The 23,204-nt window shown below is 38.7% G+C and carries 19 protein-coding genes; 5 read left to right on the top strand and 14 right to left on the bottom strand.

The window, feature by feature from the left end:
- Positions 1 to 70: 70 nt before the first annotated feature.
- From nrdA to AC6H0J_RS07710, 5 genes are all read right to left on the bottom strand, one after another.
- Complete coding sequence (gene nrdA / locus AC6H0J_RS07730) at positions 71 to 2,341, bottom strand: class 1a ribonucleoside-diphosphate reductase subunit alpha (RefSeq protein WP_497513409.1); 2,271 nt, start codon at positions 2,339 to 2,341, stop codon at positions 71 to 73.
- Between the two features lie 244 nt (positions 2,342 to 2,585).
- Positions 2,586 to 3,167, bottom strand: coding sequence for a division/outer membrane stress-associated lipid-binding lipoprotein (gene dolP / locus AC6H0J_RS07725; protein ID WP_497513407.1), 582 nt, complete (start codon positions 3,165 to 3,167; stop codon positions 2,586 to 2,588).
- Between the two features lie 56 nt (positions 3,168 to 3,223).
- Positions 3,224 to 3,808 carry a D-sedoheptulose-7-phosphate isomerase gene (locus AC6H0J_RS07720; protein ID WP_497513595.1) on the bottom strand — a complete coding sequence of 195 codons (585 nt, stop codon included), beginning with the start codon at positions 3,806 to 3,808 and terminating at the stop codon, positions 3,224 to 3,226.
- Positions 3,809 to 3,820: 12 nt separating this feature from the next.
- Entirely contained in the window at positions 3,821 to 4,180 is a 360-nt protein-coding gene (locus tag AC6H0J_RS07715) for a YraN family protein (RefSeq protein ID WP_497513405.1), read from the bottom strand.
- Positions 4,180 to 5,907, bottom strand: a complete 1,728-nt coding sequence (locus tag AC6H0J_RS07710; RefSeq protein ID WP_497513403.1) for a penicillin-binding protein activator — start codon at positions 5,905 to 5,907, stop codon at positions 4,180 to 4,182. The genes AC6H0J_RS07715 and AC6H0J_RS07710 overlap by 1 nt, the downstream gene beginning before the upstream one ends.
- A gap of 71 nt (positions 5,908 to 5,978) precedes the next feature.
- On the opposite strand from AC6H0J_RS07710, the gene rsmI reads away from it, so the two are divergent.
- The 3 genes from rsmI to AC6H0J_RS07695 all read left to right on the top strand — a co-directional run bounded on the left by rsmI (position 5,979) and on the right by AC6H0J_RS07695 (position 9,056).
- Positions 5,979 to 6,830 (top strand): 16S rRNA (cytidine(1402)-2'-O)-methyltransferase, encoded by an 852-nt coding sequence (gene rsmI, locus AC6H0J_RS07705; protein WP_497513402.1) that lies wholly within the window; start codon positions 5,979 to 5,981, stop codon positions 6,828 to 6,830.
- A 102-nt stretch (positions 6,831 to 6,932) separates the two neighbouring features.
- Positions 6,933 to 8,381 (top strand): metalloprotease TldD, encoded by a 1,449-nt coding sequence (gene tldD / locus AC6H0J_RS07700; protein ID WP_497513400.1) that lies wholly within the window; start codon positions 6,933 to 6,935, stop codon positions 8,379 to 8,381.
- Between the two features lie 123 nt (positions 8,382 to 8,504).
- A complete protein-coding gene (locus tag AC6H0J_RS07695) occupies positions 8,505 to 9,056 on the top strand; it encodes an NlpC/P60 family protein (protein WP_497513398.1) in 552 nt (183 codons plus the stop codon).
- An 85-nt stretch (positions 9,057 to 9,141) separates the two neighbouring features.
- Here the strand turns inward: AC6H0J_RS07695 and fbp are convergent, their stop codons facing one another.
- Positions 9,142 to 10,143: a class 1 fructose-bisphosphatase gene (gene fbp, locus AC6H0J_RS07690; protein ID WP_065249671.1), complete on the bottom strand. Its 1,002-nt coding sequence runs from the start codon at positions 10,141 to 10,143 to the stop codon at positions 9,142 to 9,144.
- Positions 10,144 to 10,377: 234 nt separating this feature from the next.
- On the opposite strand from fbp, the gene truA reads away from it, so the two are divergent.
- Positions 10,378 to 11,187: a tRNA pseudouridine(38-40) synthase TruA gene (gene truA / locus AC6H0J_RS07685; protein WP_497513395.1), complete on the top strand. Its 810-nt coding sequence runs from the start codon at positions 10,378 to 10,380 to the stop codon at positions 11,185 to 11,187.
- A 92-nt stretch (positions 11,188 to 11,279) separates the two neighbouring features.
- Here the strand turns inward: truA and AC6H0J_RS07680 are convergent, their stop codons facing one another.
- From AC6H0J_RS07680 to AC6H0J_RS07655, 6 genes are read right to left on the bottom strand one after another with little or no spacing between them, the layout of a single operon-like run.
- Positions 11,280 to 12,296, bottom strand: a complete 1,017-nt coding sequence (locus AC6H0J_RS07680) for a YeiH family protein (protein WP_497513393.1) — start codon at positions 12,294 to 12,296, stop codon at positions 11,280 to 11,282.
- Between the two features lie 11 nt (positions 12,297 to 12,307).
- Positions 12,308 to 13,117, bottom strand: coding sequence for a peptide ABC transporter ATP-binding protein (locus tag AC6H0J_RS07675; RefSeq protein WP_497513391.1), 810 nt, complete (start codon positions 13,115 to 13,117; stop codon positions 12,308 to 12,310).
- Positions 13,117 to 14,166 (bottom strand): peptide ABC transporter ATP-binding protein, encoded by a 1,050-nt coding sequence (locus AC6H0J_RS07670; protein WP_046939221.1) that lies wholly within the window; start codon positions 14,164 to 14,166, stop codon positions 13,117 to 13,119. The genes AC6H0J_RS07675 and AC6H0J_RS07670 overlap by 1 nt, the downstream gene beginning before the upstream one ends.
- Positions 14,167 to 14,169: 3 nt before the next feature.
- Positions 14,170 to 15,057 (bottom strand): ABC transporter permease subunit, encoded by an 888-nt coding sequence (locus AC6H0J_RS07665; RefSeq protein ID WP_005635811.1) that lies wholly within the window; start codon positions 15,055 to 15,057, stop codon positions 14,170 to 14,172.
- Entirely contained in the window at positions 15,047 to 16,012 is a 966-nt protein-coding gene (locus tag AC6H0J_RS07660) for an ABC transporter permease (RefSeq protein ID WP_497513389.1), read from the bottom strand. The genes AC6H0J_RS07665 and AC6H0J_RS07660 overlap by 11 nt, the downstream gene beginning before the upstream one ends.
- Complete coding sequence (locus AC6H0J_RS07655) at positions 16,012 to 17,706, bottom strand: ABC transporter substrate-binding protein (protein ID WP_046953022.1); 1,695 nt, start codon at positions 17,704 to 17,706, stop codon at positions 16,012 to 16,014. The genes AC6H0J_RS07660 and AC6H0J_RS07655 overlap by 1 nt, the downstream gene beginning before the upstream one ends.
- Positions 17,707 to 17,775: 69 nt before the next feature.
- Here AC6H0J_RS07655 and AC6H0J_RS07650 point away from each other — a divergent pair, with 69 nt between their 5' ends.
- Positions 17,776 to 19,188 carry a YcjX family GTP-binding protein gene (locus AC6H0J_RS07650; protein ID WP_497513387.1) on the top strand — a complete coding sequence of 471 codons (1,413 nt, stop codon included), beginning with the start codon at positions 17,776 to 17,778 and terminating at the stop codon, positions 19,186 to 19,188.
- Positions 19,189 to 19,225: 37 nt separating this feature from the next.
- Here the strand turns inward: AC6H0J_RS07650 and ppc are convergent, their stop codons facing one another.
- Both ppc and purR read right to left on the bottom strand, forming a co-directional pair.
- Positions 19,226 to 21,865, bottom strand: coding sequence for a phosphoenolpyruvate carboxylase (gene ppc / locus AC6H0J_RS07645; protein WP_497513385.1), 2,640 nt, complete (start codon positions 21,863 to 21,865; stop codon positions 19,226 to 19,228).
- 183 nt (positions 21,866 to 22,048) lie between these two features.
- A complete protein-coding gene (gene purR / locus AC6H0J_RS07640) occupies positions 22,049 to 23,059 on the bottom strand; it encodes an HTH-type transcriptional repressor PurR (protein WP_118816813.1) in 1,011 nt (336 codons plus the stop codon).
- Between the last annotated feature and the right edge of the window lie 145 nt (positions 23,060 to 23,204).

Raw genomic sequence — 23,204 nt, 5'->3', positions numbered from 1 at the left:
ATTTTGCCAATAGTAATTAATAGGTTACAAGTAGCGGACTAAAGCCCGCTAATAATTTGAAAGTAAATAGTTAGATTTTACAAGCCCCACCAGCACAGCCGTCATCAAGATCTTCTTGAGCATCTTCAGCGCCATCGCGAGTGTTTTGATAGTAAAGGGTTTTTAAGCCATATTTATAAGCGGTTAAAAGATCTTTTAACAACACTTTCATTGGCACTTTACCATCTTCAAAACGTTTTGGATCGTAGTTGGTGTTGGCGGAGATCGCTTGGTCTACGAATTTTTGCATAATACCGACTAGGTGTAAGTAGCCATCATTGCTTGGGATATCCCAAAGTAATTCGTAGTTGTCGCTTAAGTTTTCGTACTCAGGTACAACTTGTTTTAGGATGCCATCTTTTGACGCTTTAATACTTACATGACCACGCGGCGGCTCGATACCATTAGTCGCATTTGAAATTTGCGATGATGTTTCTGATGGCATTAAGGCGGTTAATGTTGAGTTACGTAAACCAAATTCTTGAATATCTTTACGCAAGCTTTCCCAATCATAATGTAGAGGCTCTTGTGTTAAGGCATCTAAATCTTTCTTATAGGTATCAATAGGTAAAATGCCTTTTGCATAAGTGGTTTCATTGAAGTATTCGCAAGCACCTTGCTCTTTTGCTAAGTTCATAGAGGCTTTCAATAAATAATATTGAATGGCTTCAAAAGTGCGGTGAGTTAAATCGTTAGCTGAACCATCAGAATAACGAACACCATTTTTCGCAAGGTAATAAGCATAGTTAATGACACCGATACCTAATGCGCGACGAGCAAGTGAACTACGTTTTGCCGCCACAACAGGATAATCTTGATAATCTAATAATGCATCAAGTGAACGCACTGCAAGATCGGCAAGTTCTTCTAATTCATCTAAGTTTTCAATCTTACCTAAGTTAAATGCGGAAAGCGTACAAAGTGCGATTTCTCCATTTTCATCATTAATGTGTTCAAGCGGCTTCGTCGGTAACGCGATTTCTAAACATAAGTTAGATTGGCGAACTGGTGCTACTTGTGGATCAAACGGAGAGTGGGTATTACAGTGGTCTACGTTTTGAATGTAGATACGGCCTGTTGATGCACGTTCTTGCATTAATAAAGAGAAAATCTCAACGGCTTTAACGGTGCGTTTACGGATAGTTGGATCTTGTTCGTATTTTACGTAAAGTTCTTCAAATTTATCTTGATCGGCAAAGAATGCTTCATACAGTCCAGGTACATCAGATGGACTAAATAAAGTAATCTCACCACCTTTAATTAAACGTTGATACATCAATTTATTTAATTGGACGCCATAATCCATATGACGAACGCGGTTGTCTTCTACACCTCGGTTATTTTTTAACACAAGTAAGCTTTCTGCTTCTAAGTGCCAAATAGGGTAATAAAGTGTCGCAGCACCGCCACGAACACCACCCTGTGAGCAAGATTTCACCGCGGTTTGGAAATATTTATAGAATGGAATACATCCTGTATGGAATGCTTCACCGCCACGAATTTCACTACCTAATGCACGAATTGCACCTGCATTAATACCAATTCCCGCGCGTTGTGAAACATATTTCACAATAGCGGATGCCGTTGCATTGATTGAATCTAAGCTATCATCACATTCAATTAATACGCAAGAGCTGAACTGACGAGTAGGTGTGCGCACTCCCGCCATAATTGGTGTTGGTAAGGATATTTTGAAGGTAGATGTTGCATCGTAGAAACGTTTTACATAATCTAAACGCGTTTCTTTTGGATATTTAGAGAATAAACTTGCGGCAACCAGTAAATAGAGGAATTGTGCAGACTCGTAGATTTCTCCAGTCACACGGTTTTGAACTAAATACTTACCTTCTAATTGTTTCACTGCAGCATAAGAGAACGTCATATCACGCCAATGGTCGATGAATCCGTCCATTGTGTCCCATTCTTCACGGGTGTAATCATCCAATAAGGCATGATCATATTTTCCCATGCGTACTAATTTTTTGACGTGATCGTATAAACGAGGGGGATCGAAATGACCGTAGGCTTTTTTGCGTAAATGGAAAACCGCTAAGCGAGCAGCTAAAAATTGATAATCAGGCGTATCTTTACTGATTAAATCTGCGGCTGCTTTAATAATGGTTTCGTGAATGTCAGAAGTACGAATGCCTTCATAAAATTGAATGTGTGAGCGAAGCTCAACTTGGGAAACAGATACATTGTCTAGACCTTCTGCTGCCCATGTAATAACACGGTGGATTTTATCAAGATTGATTTGTTCCTGCGTGCCATCACGCTTGGTTACCATTAAGCTTTTATTCATTGTACGACCCTTGTTATTATGGCGATGTTAAACACAAGATATAGTGTTTGTAATAAAATTACGCACAAGGTAATGTGTTTTTTGCTTGAGATCAAGCAATAAATTTTTTGCTTGAATTATTGACAATAGGTAACTTATTTAAAAATAAATGGTTTTTTCGAAAGAGCAAAAAATCAAATTTTTTACTTGTAAAAATGAGAAAAGTGCGGTTGAAATTCGTTGAATTTTTACCGCACTTTAAAGATTAGTTGAGATATTTAAAAACTTTAATTACTTTTTTCACGCCACTGATTTTGCTCGCAATATCTGCGGCTGCATCAGCTTGGGCATGAGTCAATGTACCGAGTAGGAAAACTTCTCCATTTTCGCTAATAACTTTAACATCGGTTGCTTTAACTCGACCATCGACTAACATTTTTGATTTGACCTGAGTGGTAATCCAACTATCTTTGCTGATTTGTGCAAAAGAAATTTTCGGGCCAACAGTCAGTTCGTTATAAATGTCATTGACACCTTCAACGCCTTTTGCAAGATCTGCGGCAGTGTCTTTTACACCACTATTAGGCACTTGACCGATTAAAAGTACTCGACCATTGTAAGACACGGCATTTACACGACCTTCAGTTTTGATTTGGGCATCTTTTTCAACGGCATTTTCTACTTTGAATTCGAGTGTTTCGTCGTCTACTTGTGTGCCAGCAGTTCGAGGATCGGTGCCTACTTTAGCTGCTGCGGCGCCACCACCAAGAGCAGCAACGATGCAGCCTTGTAAAAAGAATGTTGTGCTAAGCACGATAGCCAGTTTTTTTAACGGGGATAATGTCATAATTAACTCCTTTTGAGATTAAATTACCGCTAGTTTGAGATTGATTGATTTTGCTGTCAAGCACTTGGGAACAATGTATGGTCAACTAATTCACAAAGGGCATTGATAACAAAAAGATGGTTTTCTAGGACTCGGCTTTCTTTTGTCGCTGGAATTGATATTTCTAAATCACTATCTGCTAAAATTCCTTGAATTGCATCGTTATTAGAGCCAGTGAGTGCAATGACATTAACTTCTTTATTTACTGCATGAGAAATAGTGTTTAGCACGATTTTCTCTGTTCCTAAAGGCGCAAAAGCGATAAGTAAGTCACCAGGTTTGGCAACGGTATTAAATTGGTGACAATACAATTCCTCAGGCGAGTGTTCAAAAACAAGAGAAGAACCCACCGCACTTTCTAAACTTAATAGAACAGAGGGAAAACTCGGTCTTGCTAAATCATATCGATTAAGTAAGTTAGATACGAGAAACTGTGCATTGGCATAAGAACGCGAGACGCCACAAGCGATCACCTTATTGCCGCCTAGCAAACATTGCATCACCATTTGAGTGGCGTTAGCAATATTTTCCGAAAGCATGCTAGACGCAGCAATTTGAATTTGAATACTTTCGCTATAAATATCTTTTACTTTTTGTAACATCATAAAAAGCCATTAATCGAGAAAATTAGGAATCCATTGAATATCTTGGGGCGTTTTGCCAAAGGCGATTAAATCAAAACGACAATCAGCGTCTTCTAAACTCATGTTTTGTTTCATTAGCCATAAATTTGCAGCATCTAACCATTTTTGTTGTTTTTGCCAATCTACGCTTTCTATTGCCGAGCCAAAGGTATTATGAGAACGTTGGCGAACTTCAACAAAAACGATGGTTCCTTTGTCACTCATAATAAGATCAAGTTCACCACATTTGAAATTTTGATTGGCCGCAATAAATTTTAAGCCTTTTGATTCTAAAAAAAGGCGAGCTTGATGCTCAAAGCTCGCCCCTTGTTGACGTTTTAAAGAAAACATTAGTTTGCGACCGGTACAACCGCACCATCTTGATATTGATACCAAGTCATATCGCGTTCAACATTACAATTTGTACCCGCACTTAAAATACCAGTTAAGCCACTTAAGCGATATCCCGGTACTTGGCGTAATTCATTAAATTGGTTGATGAGTAACCAAGCATCCGCACCCATTGCGTATAAACGCATTAATTGATATTCACCGCCAGTTGTTTTGGCTAATTTTTGATATTGTGGTGAATTGGTTTCTTTAAAAAATGGAATATCACTAAATTGAACACCATTCATTTGAGCGACAAACTCAGGATTGCTGCTTGCTGTATTGGAGCTTGAGCGTGAGCTTGCATAAATACGTAAATTTGGTGCGCTATTCGTTAAATAGCCTTTCATTTCAACCAATTCATCTGGATTAGCGACCACATAAAGTGCGGTTGAATTTGAACCATTTTCTTGAAGGAAATAAGTAACATCCGCAGGTAAATTATAGTAACGAATATTCGCATCGGTGCCCGCTAATTGTTGCCAACGTACATTAAAGGCATTACCAACTCGTTGTCCTAAATCATTTTGCGGCATTGCAACCAGTGGACTACGAATTCCATCATTCCACATTTTATTTGCAGCGGATTCTGCTTCATCTTCTGGTGAAAGTCCATAATAGCAAAGTTGCCCAATTGCACGAGAATTTGGTGTCGCATTTAACGCAAGCACATCCATACCTTGAATTTGTGCTGGATCCGCTAAAATCACATCAAGATTTTGTTTTAGTAATGGACCCACTAACGTTTTAATCCCCGCTTGTTTTGCTTGCGCAATGATATCTTGTACAGAGTTCATTGAGGTATCAAATACTTGCACTGGAATGGTTGAGTTACCTTTAGCGTCGTTGAAACCGGATTGAATGGTTGTACCAAGAATTTGTCCATCTCCACTTAATGGTAATAGTAAACCAATTTGTGACACATTCGTTTGTTGGAAATTAAGCAATGTAAGCAATTCTTTTGGGAACAACGTTGCGGCAGCATGATTTGGGTAAGAATTTTTCCAACTTTGCAATGCTTGGCTTAATTGAACTGGTTGACGAATATAATCATTGTAGGTTTTGATTAAGTTTAACCAACCACCTAAAGCCGCGTTGCCTTCATCTGAAGAATTATTGATTACACCAGTATTTGCTGAACGTAACAATGCCCAAGTTTTATCAACATTATCTTGGCGACGTTGTACATCCGTTAAATTCTCATCAATTTTTACCCGCGCTTTTACGGATTCAATGATGTCTTTACGGTTTTCAGCAACAATAGCTAAGGTTTCGTAATAACGAGATTTTTGTGAAGGGCTCAATTTATTTAAATCCAATGCACGTAATTGATTTTGCGCGACGTCATTAGCATTTTTTGCAGCAGAAATTCTCGCTTCAATTAATGCACGATCTAATTTTTGCGCATCATTTAATTCACCTAATTCACTTAATAAAGCTTCTGATTGTTCAACTTTATTTTCACTGATTAACACGCGAGCCGCGAGCAATTTATAGGTTTGTTGATCTTCAAGTTCTTGTGCTTGTCCTAATTTATTCATATAAAATTCAGAACTTGCATTCGCATCTTGTTGTAAAGTTTGCGTAAAACTGCTGCCAAGTAGATTTGAACAGCCAGCTAAGGCCATTGACAATAAAATTGGCATTAAACGTTTTTTAAAACGTCCGCCTTGTAATAGAATAGACATTCTTGCTCCATCATGAACAGACAATAGTTGTGGCAGATCTTACTTATCTCATAACTTAAAAGCAAACAAAAATGACTGATTTAACCGGAATTTTATACATTGTTGCCACGCCGATTGGCAATTTACAGGATATTACCCAGCGTGCTTTAGATACTTTTGCTCAAGTGGATTTAATTGCAGCAGAAGATACTCGCCATAGTGGCCTTTTATTGAGCCATTACGGCATTAAGAAGCCCTTTTTTGCTTTGCATGATCACAATGAACAAGAAAAAGCCCATATTTTGGTGGAAAAACTCAAGCAAGGTAGCAATATTGCTTTGATTTCTGATGCGGGGACGCCATTAATTAGTGATCCTGGTTTTCATTTAGTGCGCCAATGTCGTGAGGCTAGAATCCGCGTTGTTCCTTTGCCCGGGGCGTGTGCGGCAATTACCGCACTTTGCGCATCGGGGATTGCTTCTGATAGATTTTGTTTTGAGGGTTTTTTACCTGCGAAAAGTAAAGCCCGCAGAGATAAATTAGAAAATATCGCAGAAGAAGACCGCACTTTGATTTTTTATGAATCCACTCACCGTATTTTAGATACGCTAGAAGATATGCAATTGGTGCTAGGGGAAGAACGATATATTGTGTTATCCCGCGAAATTACTAAAACTTGGGAAACGATTACGGGTAATAGGATTAAAAATTTACGAGAATGGCTTTTAGAAGATCTCAATCGTACAAAAGGCGAGATGGTTTTGATTGTTGAAGGCAAACCAAAGTCTGACAATAACGATGAAATCTCCCCACAAGCGGTGAAGGCGCTTGAATTAATTGCAGAGGAATTACCGCTAAAAAAAGCGGCGGCTATTGTTGCTGAGTTGTATGGTTATAAGAAGAATGCTTTGTATCAATTTGGATTAGCGCATTTGGAAAAATAACCTCAAAATCAACCGCACTTTATTAATGCGATTTTAATCTGTGCGGTTGACCCAAACGGACACAAGCTCTTACAAGATATTTACTTTTAGACTGGAAAAAATATGTTAAACCAAGTTTCAAATACATTACTGACACCAAGTAATCTTTCAACTAAAGCATTGCTCAATATTTTCGACATGATGTCGCATCGTAATATTGATTATGCCGATCTGTATTTTCAACTTAGCCAAGATGAAAGTTGGGTATTAGAAGACGGCATTATAAAAGAAGGCGGTTTTCATATTGATCGTGGCGTTGGTGTGCGGGCAGTTTCTGGCGAAAAAACGGGGTTTGCTTATGCCGATCAAATTAATCTTGCTTCTTTGCAGCAATGTGCGGAGGCGGTAAAGGGAATCGCGCAAGTCAAACAGGGGAATTTGATTTCGCCATCCGCTTTTAATGTTGTAAATCCTATTGCTCGTTATGCGGCGATTAATCCTTTGGAAAGTTTGACTAAAGAGAAAAAAATTGAGCTATTACATTTAGTTGATCGTACAGCACGCGCAGAAGATCATCGCGTAACCCGCGTATCAGCAAGTCTTAGTTCCGTTTATGAAGAAGTATTAGTCATGGCGACGGATGGTACGCTAGCAGCAGATATTCGCCCTTTAGTTCGCTTATCTATTTCTGTGTTAGTAGAGGAAAATGGCAAACGTGAACGAGGCAGTTGTGGTTCTGGTGGGCGTTTCGGTTTAGATTGGTTCTTTGAAGTGATTGATGGCGATACTAGAGCAGTACGATTTGCTAAAGAAGCGGTTCGTCAAGCTTTAGTAAACCTTAGTGCAGTTGCAGCACCTGCAGGATTAATGCCAGTTGTATTAGGTGCTGGTTGGCCTGGTGTGTTGTTACACGAGGCTGTAGGGCACGGTTTAGAAGGGGATTTTAATCGTAAAGAAAGTTCACTTTTCACAGGTAAGATTGGTGAGCAAGTGACTTCACCGTTATGTACGATTGTGGATGATGGTACGATTGAAAATCGTCGAGGTTCATTAACTATTGATGATGAAGGTGTGCCAAGCCAGTGCAATGTACTCATCAAAGACGGGATTTTGCAAGGTTACATGCAAGATAAAATGAATGCCCGTTTGATGGGCGTGGCTCCAACGGGAAATGGACGACGTGAGTCTTATGCTCATTTACCAATGCCTAGAATGACCAACACCTATATGCTTGCTGGCCAAAGTCAGTTTGATGATTTGATTGCTTCTGTAGAACAGGGGATTTATGCACCGCACTTTGGTGGCGGGCAAGTGGATATTACGTCTGGTAAATTTGTATTTTCCACTTCAGAAGCTTATTTAATTGAAAAAGGAAAAATTACGAAACCTGTGAAGGGCGCAACTTTAATTGGCAGTGGCATTGGAGTGATGCAAAAGATTTCTATGGTTGCGGATAAATCCGAACTTGATTTAGGTATAGGAGTTTGTGGTAAAGAGGGGCAAAGTGTACCAGTCGGTGTTGGACAGCCCGCACTAAAAATTGATGAAATTACTGTTGGTGGTACAAATTAAACATAAAATTGCACAAAAGATCACAAAAATCCCATTAAAATTGGATTTTTACTGGCAATTTCATTCAAATTTTGATAGTCTCAGGCAGAATTATATTTTTATATCTTTTAATTATTTTAAATTATGTTGAAAAGAATTTTAGTTATTATCGGTTTAGCGACGCTTGCAACCGCTTGTTCTAATGGTCCTCGAACGGCAAATCAGCAAGTTATTTCAGAAAGTGATGATGCTCAATTAACTGGTTTGATTGGTCATTTAGAAAAAGGTAATCGCGCAGGTATTTTCCACAAAGTGAGAACAAACCGTTCATCTGCATTGATGGGCGATAAGGCTTTAGCAGGTGTTTATAATGAATGGGTAGGCACTAGTTATCGTATGGGCGGTACAACTAAACGTGGTATTGATTGTTCTGCATTTATGCAAACAACTTTTTCTGAAGCATTTGGTATTGAATTGCCTCGTTCTACGGCTGAACAGCGTTATTTAGGTAAACAAATTAGTAAATCAGAGTTGAAAAAAGGCGATTTAGTATTCTTCCGTAAAAATAACCATGTCGGTGTTTATATTGGTAACAACCAATTTATGCACGCAAGTACAGGGCAAGGTGTGACGATAAGTTCCCTTGATGAAGAATACTGGGCTAGAACTTACACTCAATCGCGTCGTATCATGTAATGAAAAAGAAAACCGAACATTAAGTTCGGTTTTTTTGATCAGTTTATTGATAAAAAATCCCCTCTTTTAGTCGAGGGGATTTTTATTATTCTTTAAATTCTTCCATCATTTCTTGCGCTTTTTTCACCATATCTTCAGAACCAACAAATAGTGGAACGCGCTCATGAAGTGCGGTTGGTTCGATATCTAAAATTCGACGATAACCATCTGTTGCGACACCACCAGCTTGCTCCGCTAAAAATGCAATTGGATTGCCTTCATATAATAAACGGAGTTTTCCATTTGGATAGTTGGTTGCACTTGGATAAATATAAATGCCGCCTTTTAATAAGTTGCGGTGGAAGTCTGCTACAAGTGAACCAATATAGCGAGAGGCGTAAGGACGATTAGTAGCTTTATCTTCTTCCTGGCAATATTTAATATATTTTTTCACACCTTGTGGGAATTTGAGGTATTGCCCTTCATTGATGGAATAAATACGGCCAGTTTTTGGCATTTGCATATTTTCGTGTGACAGACAGAATGTTCCGATTGATGGATCATAAGTAAAACCGTTAACCCCATGACCAGTGGTATATACCAACATAGTTGATGAACCGTAAACAATATAACCCGCGGCAACTTGTTTATTCCCTGGTTGTAAGAAATCTTCTAAGGTGACCGGTGTGCCAATTGGAGATACGCGACGGTAAATAGAGAAAATTGTACCGACGGATACGTTTACATCAATATTTGAAGAGCCATCAAGGGGATCCGTTAAAATAATGTATTTTGCATTGCGTCCACGTTCCGTATCAAATGCGATAAAACTTTCTTCTTCTTCAGATGCAAACCCAGCCACTTCTTCACGTGCCATTAATGCGGCTTTCATCGTGTTATGGGCGAATAAATCAAGTTTCATTTGACTTTCACCTTGTACGTTTTCAACACCTGATTGGCCGAGAATATTTGTTAAGCCTGCTTTATTAATATCTCGGTGAATAATTTTCGCTAAAAGACGAATTGACGACAAAATACCACTCAATTCCCCTTTTGCATTTGGGTATTCTGCTTGGCGTTCAACGATAAATTCACTCAATGTTTTCATAATTTTCCTTTTAGTTTCTCATAATTCGTTGATTAATTATAGGGAATTTGGAGTGTAAACTCTAATGATAGATTATCAGAATGAGATCTTTATCACAAAAATTTCACATTTATTGCTGTGATTTTTAGAAGCTATCACTTATTTGTTAATTAATTCTGGAGCGATTTTGTGAATTTGCGCTCCAAATAAACTTGAGCTACCATAACCGCACTTTATTAAGCCAAAAGGTAAAAAATGAAAATCGCATTAGGTATTGAGTATAACGGGCAAAATTATTATGGTTGGCAGAGACAAGAAAAAGTCCGTAGTGTACAAGAAGAATTAGAAAAGGCGCTTTCTTGTATTGCGAATGAAAAAATTGAAATATTTTGTGCAGGCAGAACGGATTCTGGTGTGAGTGGAACGGGGCAGGTTGTTCATTTTGAAACCAATGCGATTCGTCCAGAGAAGGCTTGGGCTTTTGGTACGAATGCTCATTTACCTGATGACATTGCAGTGACTTGGGCAAAACAAGTCGATGATGAATTCCATGCGAGATTTTCTGCAACAGCACGCCGTTACCGCTATATTCTTTATTGTAATAAATTACGCTCTGCTATTTTAGCGGGAGGAATGACTCATTGTCATTTAGATTTAGATGCCGAAACAATGCATCAGGCAGGGCAATGTTTATTAGGGGAACATGATTTTTCCTCTTTCCGCGCTGCACAATGCCAGTCTCATACGCCTTGGCGTAATGTGCATCATTTGAATGTGTCTCGTATCAGAAAATATATTATTGTGGATATTCAGGCGAATGCTTTTGTGCATCATATGGTGCGCAATATTGTGGGAAGTTTGATGGAGGTCGGTGCTGGAAATCAGCCGATTGAATGGATGCAATGGCTACTTGAGCAGAAAAATCGTCAGCTTGCCGCACCAACAGCAAAACCCGATGGATTGTATTTGGTGGATGTGATTTATCCACAAAAGTTTGATATTCCTAAACGCCCAATTGGTCCTTTATTTTTAGAGGATGGTTTATTAAATCGCACTTTAAAATAAAGCGTAATTTCATATTTTAAATCACCATATCTGAAAATATTCTTCATAAAAAAAGACCGCACTTTAAAAGTGCGGTCAATCTTAAGTGAATTTTATATTAATTTTGATATTCCATAGTTCACTAAAAATCCCCCAACCACTAGCCATAAATAAATCAGTATCCCTAAAATCAGAGGTTTTAGTCCTGCTTTCTTGATTGCGCTTGCTTGCGTAGTTAAGCCAAGCGCAGACATCGCTGAAATTAATAAGAAAGAATCGATTTCAACTAATAATTTCACGAGTTCTTTTGGTAATAAATCAAAAGAATTAAAAATAGCAACGCCAATAAAAAGTACAGCAAACCAAGGAATTGTAATTTTGTGTGGCGTATTTTCTGATACTGTATTACTACGCGTTAATAACCAAGAAAGCATTAATAAAAATGGTGCGAGCATCATCACTCTGATCATTTTGGTAATGACGGCGGTATTCGCCACGATAGGATCAATATTTCCCCCAATCGCATAAACTTGAGCCACTTCATGCACGCTAGAGCCAACATAAATGCCGAATTGATGAGCGTTAATTAAATCTTGTGACCAGGTGTAGAAAAATGGATAAGTAAAAATAGAAAGCGTCCCGAAAATGACCACTACGGCAATCGCCACTGAAACTTTATGAGATTCTGCTTTGGTAACAGGCTCTGTCGCCATAACCGCTGCCGCACCACAAATACTACATCCAGCCCCAGTCAGATAAACCAATTGTTTATCCATTTTTAGATAACGAATGCCCAAAAGTGCGGTAAAAAAGAACGTTGAAATTAGCATGATTGCATCAGTGACGACAGAATTTAATCCAACATCGGCGATATCGCTAAAGGTGAGTCGAAAACCATACAGCACAATGCCGGTGCGAAGAAGGGCGCCTTTCGCAAATAATACACCTTTTTCCACTTGTGCAGAAAATTGAGGATAAATGGTATTGCCGATTGCCATTCCCAGAAAAATGGCAATAATTAAGGAACTGATATGATAGTGATGAGAAAAGTCGGTACTCCCTAAGTAGCTGGCAAGTACAGCGATAATCGCGATAAATATAAGTCCGAAATAAAAGGGACGAGTGTTCATTTTTTCTTTCCTTAATTAGTATGAGTTTCCTTCACCCAGGCACTTTCATCCAAAATTTTTCCAAAATAACTTTCCACTAAACGGCCAGTTACACCTGTTTGTGGATCGGTAAATAGCGTTTTAGGCGTACCGCTCTTGATCATTTTCCCTTTATCCATCACGATGACGGTGTCTGCAATATGTTTAATCACGCCGAGGTCTTGCCCTACATAAATGTAAGAGATGCCTAAACGTTGTTGCAGATCAAGGGTTAAATTTAGCAATTGAATGCGCACCGAGGCATCTAAATTACCAAGTGCATCATCTATAATAATTATTTCAGGTTCTAAAATCAGGGCACGTGCCAAAGCAACACGCTGTTTTTGGCTGATAGAAAGATTTTTGATTTTTAGATTAGTGTAATCAGGGTAAAGCCCCACAAGTAACAGTGTTTCAAAGATTTTTTGATTGCGACGTTCTTCATCCCAATCTGTTGCTAAACGTAGCGGCGCATCTAATGCCTCACCGATATTTAAGCGAGGATTAAACGCTGAATTAGCATCTTGGAACACCATTCGAATATGTTGCGCGCGGTATTGAAAATCCTCGAATTGCAATTCATGATCATCAAATAAAATTCTGCCAGAAGTGGGCTGTGTAATGCCCGCGATCATTTTTACTAACGTTGATTTCCCAGAACCATTTTTGCCGATAATCGCCAAAGTTTGTTGGCGCTCAAGAGAAAAACTTACGTTTTCTACCGCATTAAAGTCACCCGTACCAAATAAACGCTTGCGACCTTTAAAGGTTTTAGTCAAATCTTCTACTTGTAATAACGGCATTATTCATTTCCTTTGCTTGCAAGTGTTAATGGTGCGCTCATTGCTTTTTCTTTGAAGGTTTTCTCGCGTAAATTAATTGGATAATGGCAAGAAAATTCATGTTGTTTTATTTTGAATCGAGTTGGTTTTTCAATACATTTTTTCTGTGCAAAAGGACAACGAGGACCAAGACGGCAACCAATAGGCATTTGTTCTAAAATTGGCACTGTACCTTCTAAGGTGCTTAGTTTGCTTTTAAATCCCAAAGGCTGCGTAAAATCAGGCACGGCATTAATCAATGCTTGCGTGTAAGGATGATGAGGACTTTCAAGCAACATTTGCGTTGGGCCTGATTCCGTATTTTGCCCGCAATAGAGTACAGAAATCTGATCGCACCATTCACTAATACTTCTGATGTCATTGCTAGCCAATAAAACGGTTGTGCCTTGGTTTTGGTTCATACTAGAAAGTAATCGAAATACCTGTAATGCTGTTGTTGCTTCTAATGCATTAGTCGGTTCATCGGCAATGAGCAAGCGGGGCTGATTTGCCACTGCGATAGCAATCATGACTTTTTGTCCTTCACCTTCCGTTAATTCATTAGGATAGCTTGCCATGATGTCTTTGTGTTCTTTTATCCCTACACGATGCAATAATTCAATGGCACGGCGTTTTTTCCAACCAAACCATTGCCACCATTTGCCTTTAAATGTCCAATTCGGGATATTTTGGATTAATTGTTTACCAATTTTCCGACTTGGATCAAGACAAGAAAGGGGATCTTGGAAAATCATGGATATTTCTTTTCCCACCAATTTCCGGCGTTTATTGGGACTGAGTTTTAGTAACTCTACATCATGAAAGCGAAAGCGATCTGCGGTAATAATCCAGTTTTCTTTGATGGCATTACAAATTACTTTGGCGATTAAACTTTTACCAGAACCTGATTCACCAACAAGCCCACAAATTTCGCCTTCATTAATCGATAAGTTTACGCCGTCCACAATCTTAACGAGACCGTTTGAGGTTTGTATTTCGATATTTAGGTTACGGATGTCTAGTAGTGCCATAAATTATTCGTAATATTGGTTGATAGCTTTAGTTAAGCCATTGCTAAAAATAATGCTTAATAAAATAGTAAAAATAATTGCAAAGCCAGGGAGTAATACTGTCCAAGGTGCAAGATAGAGGAGTTCTAAAGAATCTCGAATCATTGCGCCCCATTCTGGGGTTGGTCGTTGTGCGCCAAGGGAAATAAAACTCAAGGCGCTAATATCCAATATGGCGACAACAAATGCTCGTGCAATTTCTTGAACATAGATTACGGTGATATTTGGCAAAATCGTACTTTTTAATAATTCCCAGTTAGAAATGCCTTCAAGTTTTAACATGAGCACATAATCTTTTTTCAATTCTTGTTGAATAGCTCGATAAATTGCATGGATGAAATACGGCAATATCGCTAAAAGTGTTGCGAACATTGCATTCAATAAACTCGGTTCCATCAGAGTGGAAATCACGATGGCAATGAGCAAAATAGGGAGCGATAAAAAGGCATCGAAAATATGGCCGACAAAACGCGCTTTTAAGCCCTTCAACATCCCCGCAACAATGCCAAGCGTTCCACCAATTAAGGCAACTGCAAGTACGACTAGCAATGATGATCCAATCGTATAACTTGTGCCCATAATTAATCTACTCAGCACATCACGACCTAAATCATCAGTACCAAAGAAAAAGGCGATTTGCCCTTTTTCGACCCAAGATGGTGGCATTAATTCTTGCCCGACAAACTGCATATTATGAGCATAAGGTGCGATCCAACCGCTGAAAAGTGCGGTTAGAATTAACAACGTTAATAAATAAAAGCTGAACAACGCAACGGTATTTTTGCGAAACAGTAGCCATATTTGGAATATTGAGGTATTTTCTCGAAATTCTTCAGGTTCTTTATCTTGCATACCAACCTTTCTTTTTAAATGGATCGAGCACGAAAGTAAGCGCTTTAATAAATGTGTCGATCAAAATAATGCAAACGCCAATGACAACCACACCCGCAGAAATACTATTGTAATCTTGTTGTGTTACGGCATCGATCAGCCAGCGACCAATTCCAGGCCAACCCAAAGCGGTTTCTACCAACATACATTGAGTTAATACTAGGGTAAATACGCGCGGTACTTGTGGAATAAGCAAAGGAAATGTATTACGGAATACATATTGATGGAGAATTTTCCATTTTGACCAACCCCGTGTTGTGGTAACTTTGGCAAAATTTTGGTTCAAAACATATTCTGCTCGTTGTTGAATAATTCGGATAATTTCCATTGTTGGCAAAATGCAAAGCACTAATGTCGGTAAGGCTAAATGTTGCAAAACATTTTGTACAATTTTGGTGCGATAAGGCACATCTATAAACCAAACATCAATGACTGGAAAACCAGTAATAGGTTTTATTTCATAGAGTAAATTGTATTGCCCAATAGAAGCGATTTCCCAATGATTTACCGCCGCCACATAAAGTAAAATAGGTGCAAGCCAAAATATTGGGATTGATAAGCCTAGATAAGATAAGCTTTTTAAGCTCTTTGCAAAAATATGCTGAGAATTTACCGCACTTATAATGCCAAGCGGCACGCCGAGAATGAACGCCAATAAAAGTGCGGTAAAACAGAGCTCTAATGTAGGTGGAAGTACCGTTAGAATCAAATCTATCAGAGATTTTCCACCGTTATAAGTAATCCCAAAATCGCCATGTAATAAGGTGCTTAAATAATTAAAATAACTGGTGTAAATATTGTGAGTGACGAGATCTGCATTAAGCGGATCTCGCAATAAAATCACGAAACTTAGCAAAGATAACACAAGCAAAAGCAAGGTTATCCAAAGGGTATGGCGAATAACAGACCACAACATTAGGGTTTCTCCTTGTGTAAGCGTAAGTCAGAAAAGTTAAGACTACCAAAAGGTGTCATTTCCACGCCTTTTACTATGCTATTTGCCACCAAAATGCGTTTTACATTCGCGATAGGGATAATCGGCAATTCATGTAGAATAAGTTCTTGAGCGTCATTATAAGCGCGAGCCCGTTCAGATAAATTAGAGGTGGCAATCGCGCGATCCATTAAATTATTAAATTCTTCGTTACACCAGTTAGATAAATTTGTGATTTCATTTTGCGTATTACAGCTCAAAATAGGGCGCATAAATCCGTCAGGATCAAGATTTCCTGCTAACCATCCTGCTAAAATTAAATCGTAGTTTTCTGATTTATTGCGAAGTTGCTCACTCAAAAATGTGCGTGTCACTGTCCGCACTTTCACTTTCACGCCGACTTGATCCAAATCAGATTTAATCATTTCCGCCATTTTAAAAGGTGCGGGGTTATACATTTGTTCTTCATTAATCACCCATAAATTGAGCGAAAGATGTTTATTTTCTAATTTTTTCTTCGCGACTTTTGGACTGTAATCAAAGTCAAATTCTGGCGTGTTTACGCTAGAAGCCCAAGATATTTCAGGAATAATATTATTCGCTACTGTTGCAGTATTGTGATAGATGTTGTGAATAATACGTGCGCGGTTCAAACTTTGTGAGATAGCTTCTCGAATGGTGCGATCCTGCATCAATGGTTTTTCAAAATTGAAGGCAAGATATGCCAAATTCATTCCGTCAGTAGATTGCATATAGTAGTGCTTATCGTTGCTCTTTAATAAGCCAATTTGGCTCACTTCAGGATAAGAGGCTATTTGACATTCATTATTGAAAAATTTGACGAGTCGCCCGTTTCTATCAGTAGATAAATCCACGATAATATTTTCAATTTTTGCTTCTTTTTTCCAATAGTTTTCGTTACGCATTAAGCGAACATATTGGTTATACACATAATCCTTTACTTGATAAGGCCCAGTGCCCACGGGGTGAGTATCTAATTGAGTGAGATTATCGTCAGCGCTTAATTGATAGGCATATTCTTGTGAAAAAATAATGGCATATTGGCTGGCAAGATGCGACAAGATCGATGAATCAGGCTCAAACAATTCAATTTTCACTTGATAAGGTGAAAGTGCGGTCACTGATTTAATTTTTTCATTAAGCTTAATGCTATCAAAATAAGGAAAGCGAACTTTTCTTGCTTGCTCGTGAAACACTTTATATTGTGGATTTTTATAGGTAATTGCTGTTTCTGCTAAGGTTGGCAAGTAAGTATCATGACCCAATACACGATTAATTGAAAACACCACATCTTCCGCATTAAAATCACGAGTTGGGGTAAACCAAGGCGTATGATGAAATTTCACCCCACGGCGTAAATTAATTAAAATTTCTTTGTTATCTGGTGAAATTGAATAGGATTGCGCAAGCACAGGCGTAACATTTGCGCTATGGTTTTTGATTTCAAAAAGTTTGTTATAAATTTGTTCTGTGACGACATTCATACTGGTGCCTGCATCTGCAGTTTGTGGATTAAAAGAAAAACCAGAGGCATTAGTACAATAAGTTAGTCCGTTTTCTGTTAGGTGTTCTGGTACGCGCGGAGCTGCTTGAAGTTGAGAATTCAAGCCAATACCAAATAGAAAACAGAAAAACGTAATATTTTTGCGTAACATAACAAATGCATTGTGATAAATTATGTGCCAAATTGTAAGGCATATTAGTAAAAATGGCTAGGATATTGAATGTTTAATAGGGTTCAAAACGAAATCAATCAAATTATTAATCGTGGTTTTGACCGCACTTTGCGTTTAGCGGTAACAGGGTTAAGTCGGAGTGGAAAAACGGCGTTTATTACAAGTTTAATCAATCAACTTCTCTCCATTAATCAAAATTCATCACAGCATTTGCCCTTGTTTGAAGCGGCTAGAAATGGTGCGCTCTTGGCGGTGAAACGCGTATCCCAACAAGATCTCAGTGTGCCACGTTTTGATTATGAAAGTAATTTAAATGATTTGTCACAAAATCCGCCTCAATGGTTTCAGTCTACTCGTGGCGTGAGTGAAACACGTTTAGCAATTCGTTTTCAACGTCAATCTGGCTTGCTGCGTCATTTGAAAGAACGCGGTACGCTTTATCTGGATATTTTTGATTATCCGGGTGAATGGCTGCTCGATTTGCCGTTGTTAAATCTAGATTTTCAACAATGGTCACAAGAGCAAATCAAGGTTACAACTGGCATTCGAGAAGAATTGGCGCAGAATTGGTTTTCCATGTTGCAGGATTTGGATTTAAGTGCGGTCGCAAATGAAGATGTTTTAGCCAAGGTTGCGAAAAGCTATACGGATTATTTACACCAATGTAAGTCGCAAGGTATGCAATTTATTCAGCCAGGGCGATTTGTATTGCCGAGTGATTTAGAGGGCGCGCCAGCATTGCAATTTTTCCCATTGATTCATCTTTCAGAAGAACAATGGCAAACCTTGAAAAAAACAGCCAAATCGAATAGCTATTTTGCCGTGCTGACAAAACGGTATGATTATTATCGCAATAAAATTGTGAAAGGTTTTTACGAAAATTATTTTTCTACCTTTGATCGCCAAGTTATTTTGGCGGATTGTTTAACGCCTTTAAATCACAGTCAGCAAGCCTTTTTAGATATGCAAATGGGCTTAAATCAGTTATTTAATAATTTCCATTATGGCAGCAGAAATTTTCTTCATCGTTTGTTTTCTCCGCGAATTGATCGATTAATGTTTATTGCAACGAAGGCGGATCATATTACTCGTGATCAAATTCCTAATTTAGTGAGTTTAATGCGTCAAATTGTGCAAGAGGGCGGTCGCCATGTAGAATTTGAAGGAATCGATACGGAATATACCGCCATTGCGGCAGTTCGTACCACAAAGCAAGTGATTGTGAATCAGCAAGGAAAAGAAATTAAAGCAATTCAAGGGATTCGTTCTATTGATAAACAACTGATTACGCTTTATCCAGGAACGGTGCCGAGCAAATTACCAAGAACAGAATTTTGGCAAAAACAACCGCACTTTGATTTCGATAGTTTTGAACCTCAGCCTTTAGAACAAGGGGAGAGTATTCCTCATTTGAGAATGGATGCGGTTTTACAATTTTTATTAAGTGATCGATTTGAATAAAAAAGTGCGGAAGATTTTCCGCACTTTTTTCATCTTTCTAGCCCGTATTGCGCATCCCAGCTGCGATACCTGTGATGGTAATCATCAATGCTTGTTCCACATCGGGATTGACTTGCTCTGGATTTTCACGGAAACGGTGAAGCAATTCTACTTGCAGTAGATTGAGTGGATCCGTGTAGATATTACGCAATGCAATTGAATCTGCAATCCAAGGTAAATCAGACATCAATTCACTTTGGTGAGAAAGTGAAAGCACAGTTTGAATATCATCTTCAAGTTGCTTACGTAAATTTTTGCCTAAATACCAAAGTTCTTTTTTCACTAATCGTTGATCATATTGTTGGGAAAGCCAAGTATCTGATTTACTAAATACCATTTCCAACATACCGATTCGCGTTGAAAAGAACGGCCAGTTTTCGCACATTTCATGAATGATATCGCCTTTGCCTTGTTCAATAATTTGACGGATAGATGCTCCAGCGCCTAACCAAGCGGGTAGCATTAAGCGATTTTGCATCCAGGCAAAAATCCAAGGAATGGCGCGTAAACTTTCCACGCCGCCATTTGGATTGCGTTTTGCTGGGCGAGAGCCAAGTGGCAGTTTGGATAGCTCTTGTTCTGGTGTCGCACTACGGAAATAAGGAACAAAATCTTTATCACCACGAACTACGCCACGATAAATATCGCAAGAAATAGTGGAAAGCTCATCCATTATAGTGCGCCATTCTGGTTTCGGTTCTGGTGGCGGTAAAAGATTTGCTTCTAAAATGGCGCTGGCGTAGAGATCAAAGGTTTCTACTGCAACTGCAGGTAAACCTAGTTTAAAGCGAATCATTTCGCCTTGTTCTGTTACACGTAAACCATTTTTTAGTGAACGAGGTGGTTGAGAAAGTAATGCCGCATGTGCTGGCGCACCGCCACGACCAATCGTGCCACCACGTCCATGGAATAAAGTGAGTTCAATGCCAAGCTTTTCTGTTAAATTCACTAAGGCTTCTTGTGCACGATATTGCGCCCAAGAGGCAGCCATCATTCCCGCATCTTTTGCCGAATCCGAATAGCCAATCATCACCATTTGACGATTATTGATCACGCCACGATACCAACCCACATTGAAAAGTTGAGTCATCACTTTTTCGGCTGCATCTAAATCGTCTAAGGTTTCAAATAATGGCACGACAGGAATATGATATGGCACGCCCGCTTCTTTTAAGAGTAAATGAACGGCTAAAACATCAGATGCACTGCGTGCCATTGAAATGACATAACAAGCTATTACGCCTTGTTTTTGTTGTGCAATGACTTTGCAAGTATCTAAAATTTCTTTGGTTTCTGGCGATGGTGTCCAGTTTTGCGGAATTAATGGACGGCGAGAGCTTAATTCGCGAATTAAGAAAGCCTGTTTATCGTCTTCCGTCCATTGAGAATAATCTCCTAAACCAATATAGCGCGTGATTTCTGCAATGGCATTGGTATGACGTGTGCTTTCTTGGCGAATATCCATTTGAGAAAGTGTCACGCCAAAACAGCTAATACGGTGCAAAATATTCAACAATGAACCATTTGCAATAATGCGCATGCCGCATTGAATTAAAGATTGATAACAATCGTAAAGCGGTTCCCAAAGTTGATTATCTTCTAAAATAATCTCGCTTTCGGATACTCGCGGTGTGCGATCTGATAGGTGATCATCAAAATAAGCTAATGTTGCCGTAAGCTGATTGCGTAAATTTTTCACCACAAAGCGATAGGGTTCTAAATGCTCGCCGTATTTAGCACGAAATTCATCGCTACATTTCACCATTGAAAGTTCATCAGCTAATTTGCTGATGTCTTGTAAGAATAAATCAGCAGCTTTCCAACGGGCAAAATAAAGCACTTTTTTGGTAATTTGTGCGGTAACAAATGGATTTCCATCACGATCGCCGCCCATCCAAGAGGAAATGCGTACGGGTTTTAATCCTACTGGCAAATCGTAACCTAAAAATTCACGGGCAGTTTCGTTTAGTTGACGTAAAAATTCTGGCACAGCTTGCCACAAACTGTTTTCCAACATAGCAAAGCCCCATTTTGCTTCATCAAATGGCGTTGGGCGAACAGTACGAATTTCGTTGGTATGCCATGCTTCAGCGATTAAGCGAAGTAATAGACGTTCAATAATATTGCGTTCTTTTTCAGTTAAATCATGATGTTCTAGCTTGCTTAAACATTTATTGATTTCAATGTGTTTATGAATGAGTGAACGACGTGTTGTTTCTGTTGGATGTGCGGTAAGAACAAGCTCAATTAATAATTTTTCGACTGTTTTATGCACGTCTTCCACTGAGGCATTTTGTTCTTTTAAGCGTTTGAAAAGTTCGCTTAAGGATTGAGAAGAACTTTGTGCTAGAGAATGTTCACGCGAAATTGTTTGATATTGTTCTGCAATGTTCGTGAGGTTTAAAAATTGGCTGAAAGCACGTGCGACAGGAATAATATTTTCATTAGAAATACTACCGAGCGTGTCGAGCAATTCTTGTCTTGCTTTATCATCACCCGCACGAGAATTACGAGAAAGTTTACGAATATTTTCGATTAATTCGAGAATATCGGCACCTTGGGCATCGTTGATAGTTTCTCCGAGAAAACGCCCTAACATACTAATGTTATTGCGCAGAGTGCGGTACTCTTGTGTCATAGGAACTCCTAAAAGTAAAAAATAAAATTCGTAAGTTGGCGATAGATATAGCTAAAAACGGAAGATAGGGCAAATGCTATTCAAGGAAACCTTGAAGATAATCAAGAAAAGCTAAAAAATAGATAAAAAAGAACCGCACTTTTTATAGATTATTTAAAAAGTGCGGTTTATTTTTAATAAGTTTTATAAAATTGATTTAACGGATTTTCGAATAATAAGCTCAGGGCCAATGTCAATACGGCTATATTGCTGAACGCCTTGATCTTTTTGACTGATTCTTTCTAACAAAATATTCACCGCCTGTCTGCCTAATCGTAGCTTCGATTGGTGAATGGTGGTTAATGGAGGCGCATAGAAACGTGAAGCATGAATATCATCATAGCCGATAACAGACATATCATCGGGCACGCGCAATCCTTTTTCTGTCAGTGCAGAAATTGCACCAAGTGCCATCACATCGTTACAACAGAATAGGGCAGTTGGTAATTCCTCTTGAGCCAGTAAACGATTCATACATTCATAACCGTCTTCAGGCTCAAATGCCCCTTCGAAAATCCAAGGTTTATGCACTTCAAGATTCGCATCAGCCATTGCTTTTAAAAAGCCTTCATAACGAGTTTTTGCCGTAGTTTTATTGAGTTCACCGCAGATAATCCCGATTTTTTTATGGCCGCACTCAATGAGGTGTTGGGTTGCTAAATAACCTCCATCAAAACTATGATCATCAATTACATCGGTATTCGCATTTGGGCCCCAATCCATTACAACCATTGGAATACTAGAAAATGACGAAAGCAAATCCAATGAATCTTGCGTATATTCAGAACACATTACAAGCAAACCATCTACCCGTTTTTTCGCCAACATTTCCAAATGGTTTTTGACTTTTTCAGGTTTATTTTGTGTATTACACAAGAACAAAGAATAACCTTGTCGATAGCAATGTTCTTCAACAGAATGAATGATTTCGGCAAAATACGGCGCTTCACTGGTCGTCACAATCATCCCAATGGATTTCGTGGTATTGACTTTCAAACTGCGCGCTACAGCGCTGGGTGAATAGTTAAGCTGCTTAATTGCTAATAACACCGCTTCTTCCGTATCTTTTGCAACGAAGCGAGTTTTATTAATAACATGAGATACGGTTGTGGTGGACACGCCAGCCATTTTTGCGACATCTTTAATTGTTGCCATATTTCGATCCCCAAAAATTTTTGCCTATTATAAAGGTTTGTAAAAAATTTCGTTACTTTTATTGAAATTTTTTTGTAAAAGAGGTGATTTTCTTAAAACAATCTTGTTACAATATGGCACCATTTTTAGTGAGGAGAAAAACATG

It is taken from the genome of Haemophilus sp. THUN1691 (assembly GCF_059704425.1).
Note: the sequence above shows the minus strand (reverse complement) of the source record. Positions and strands in the feature narration are given on the sequence as shown.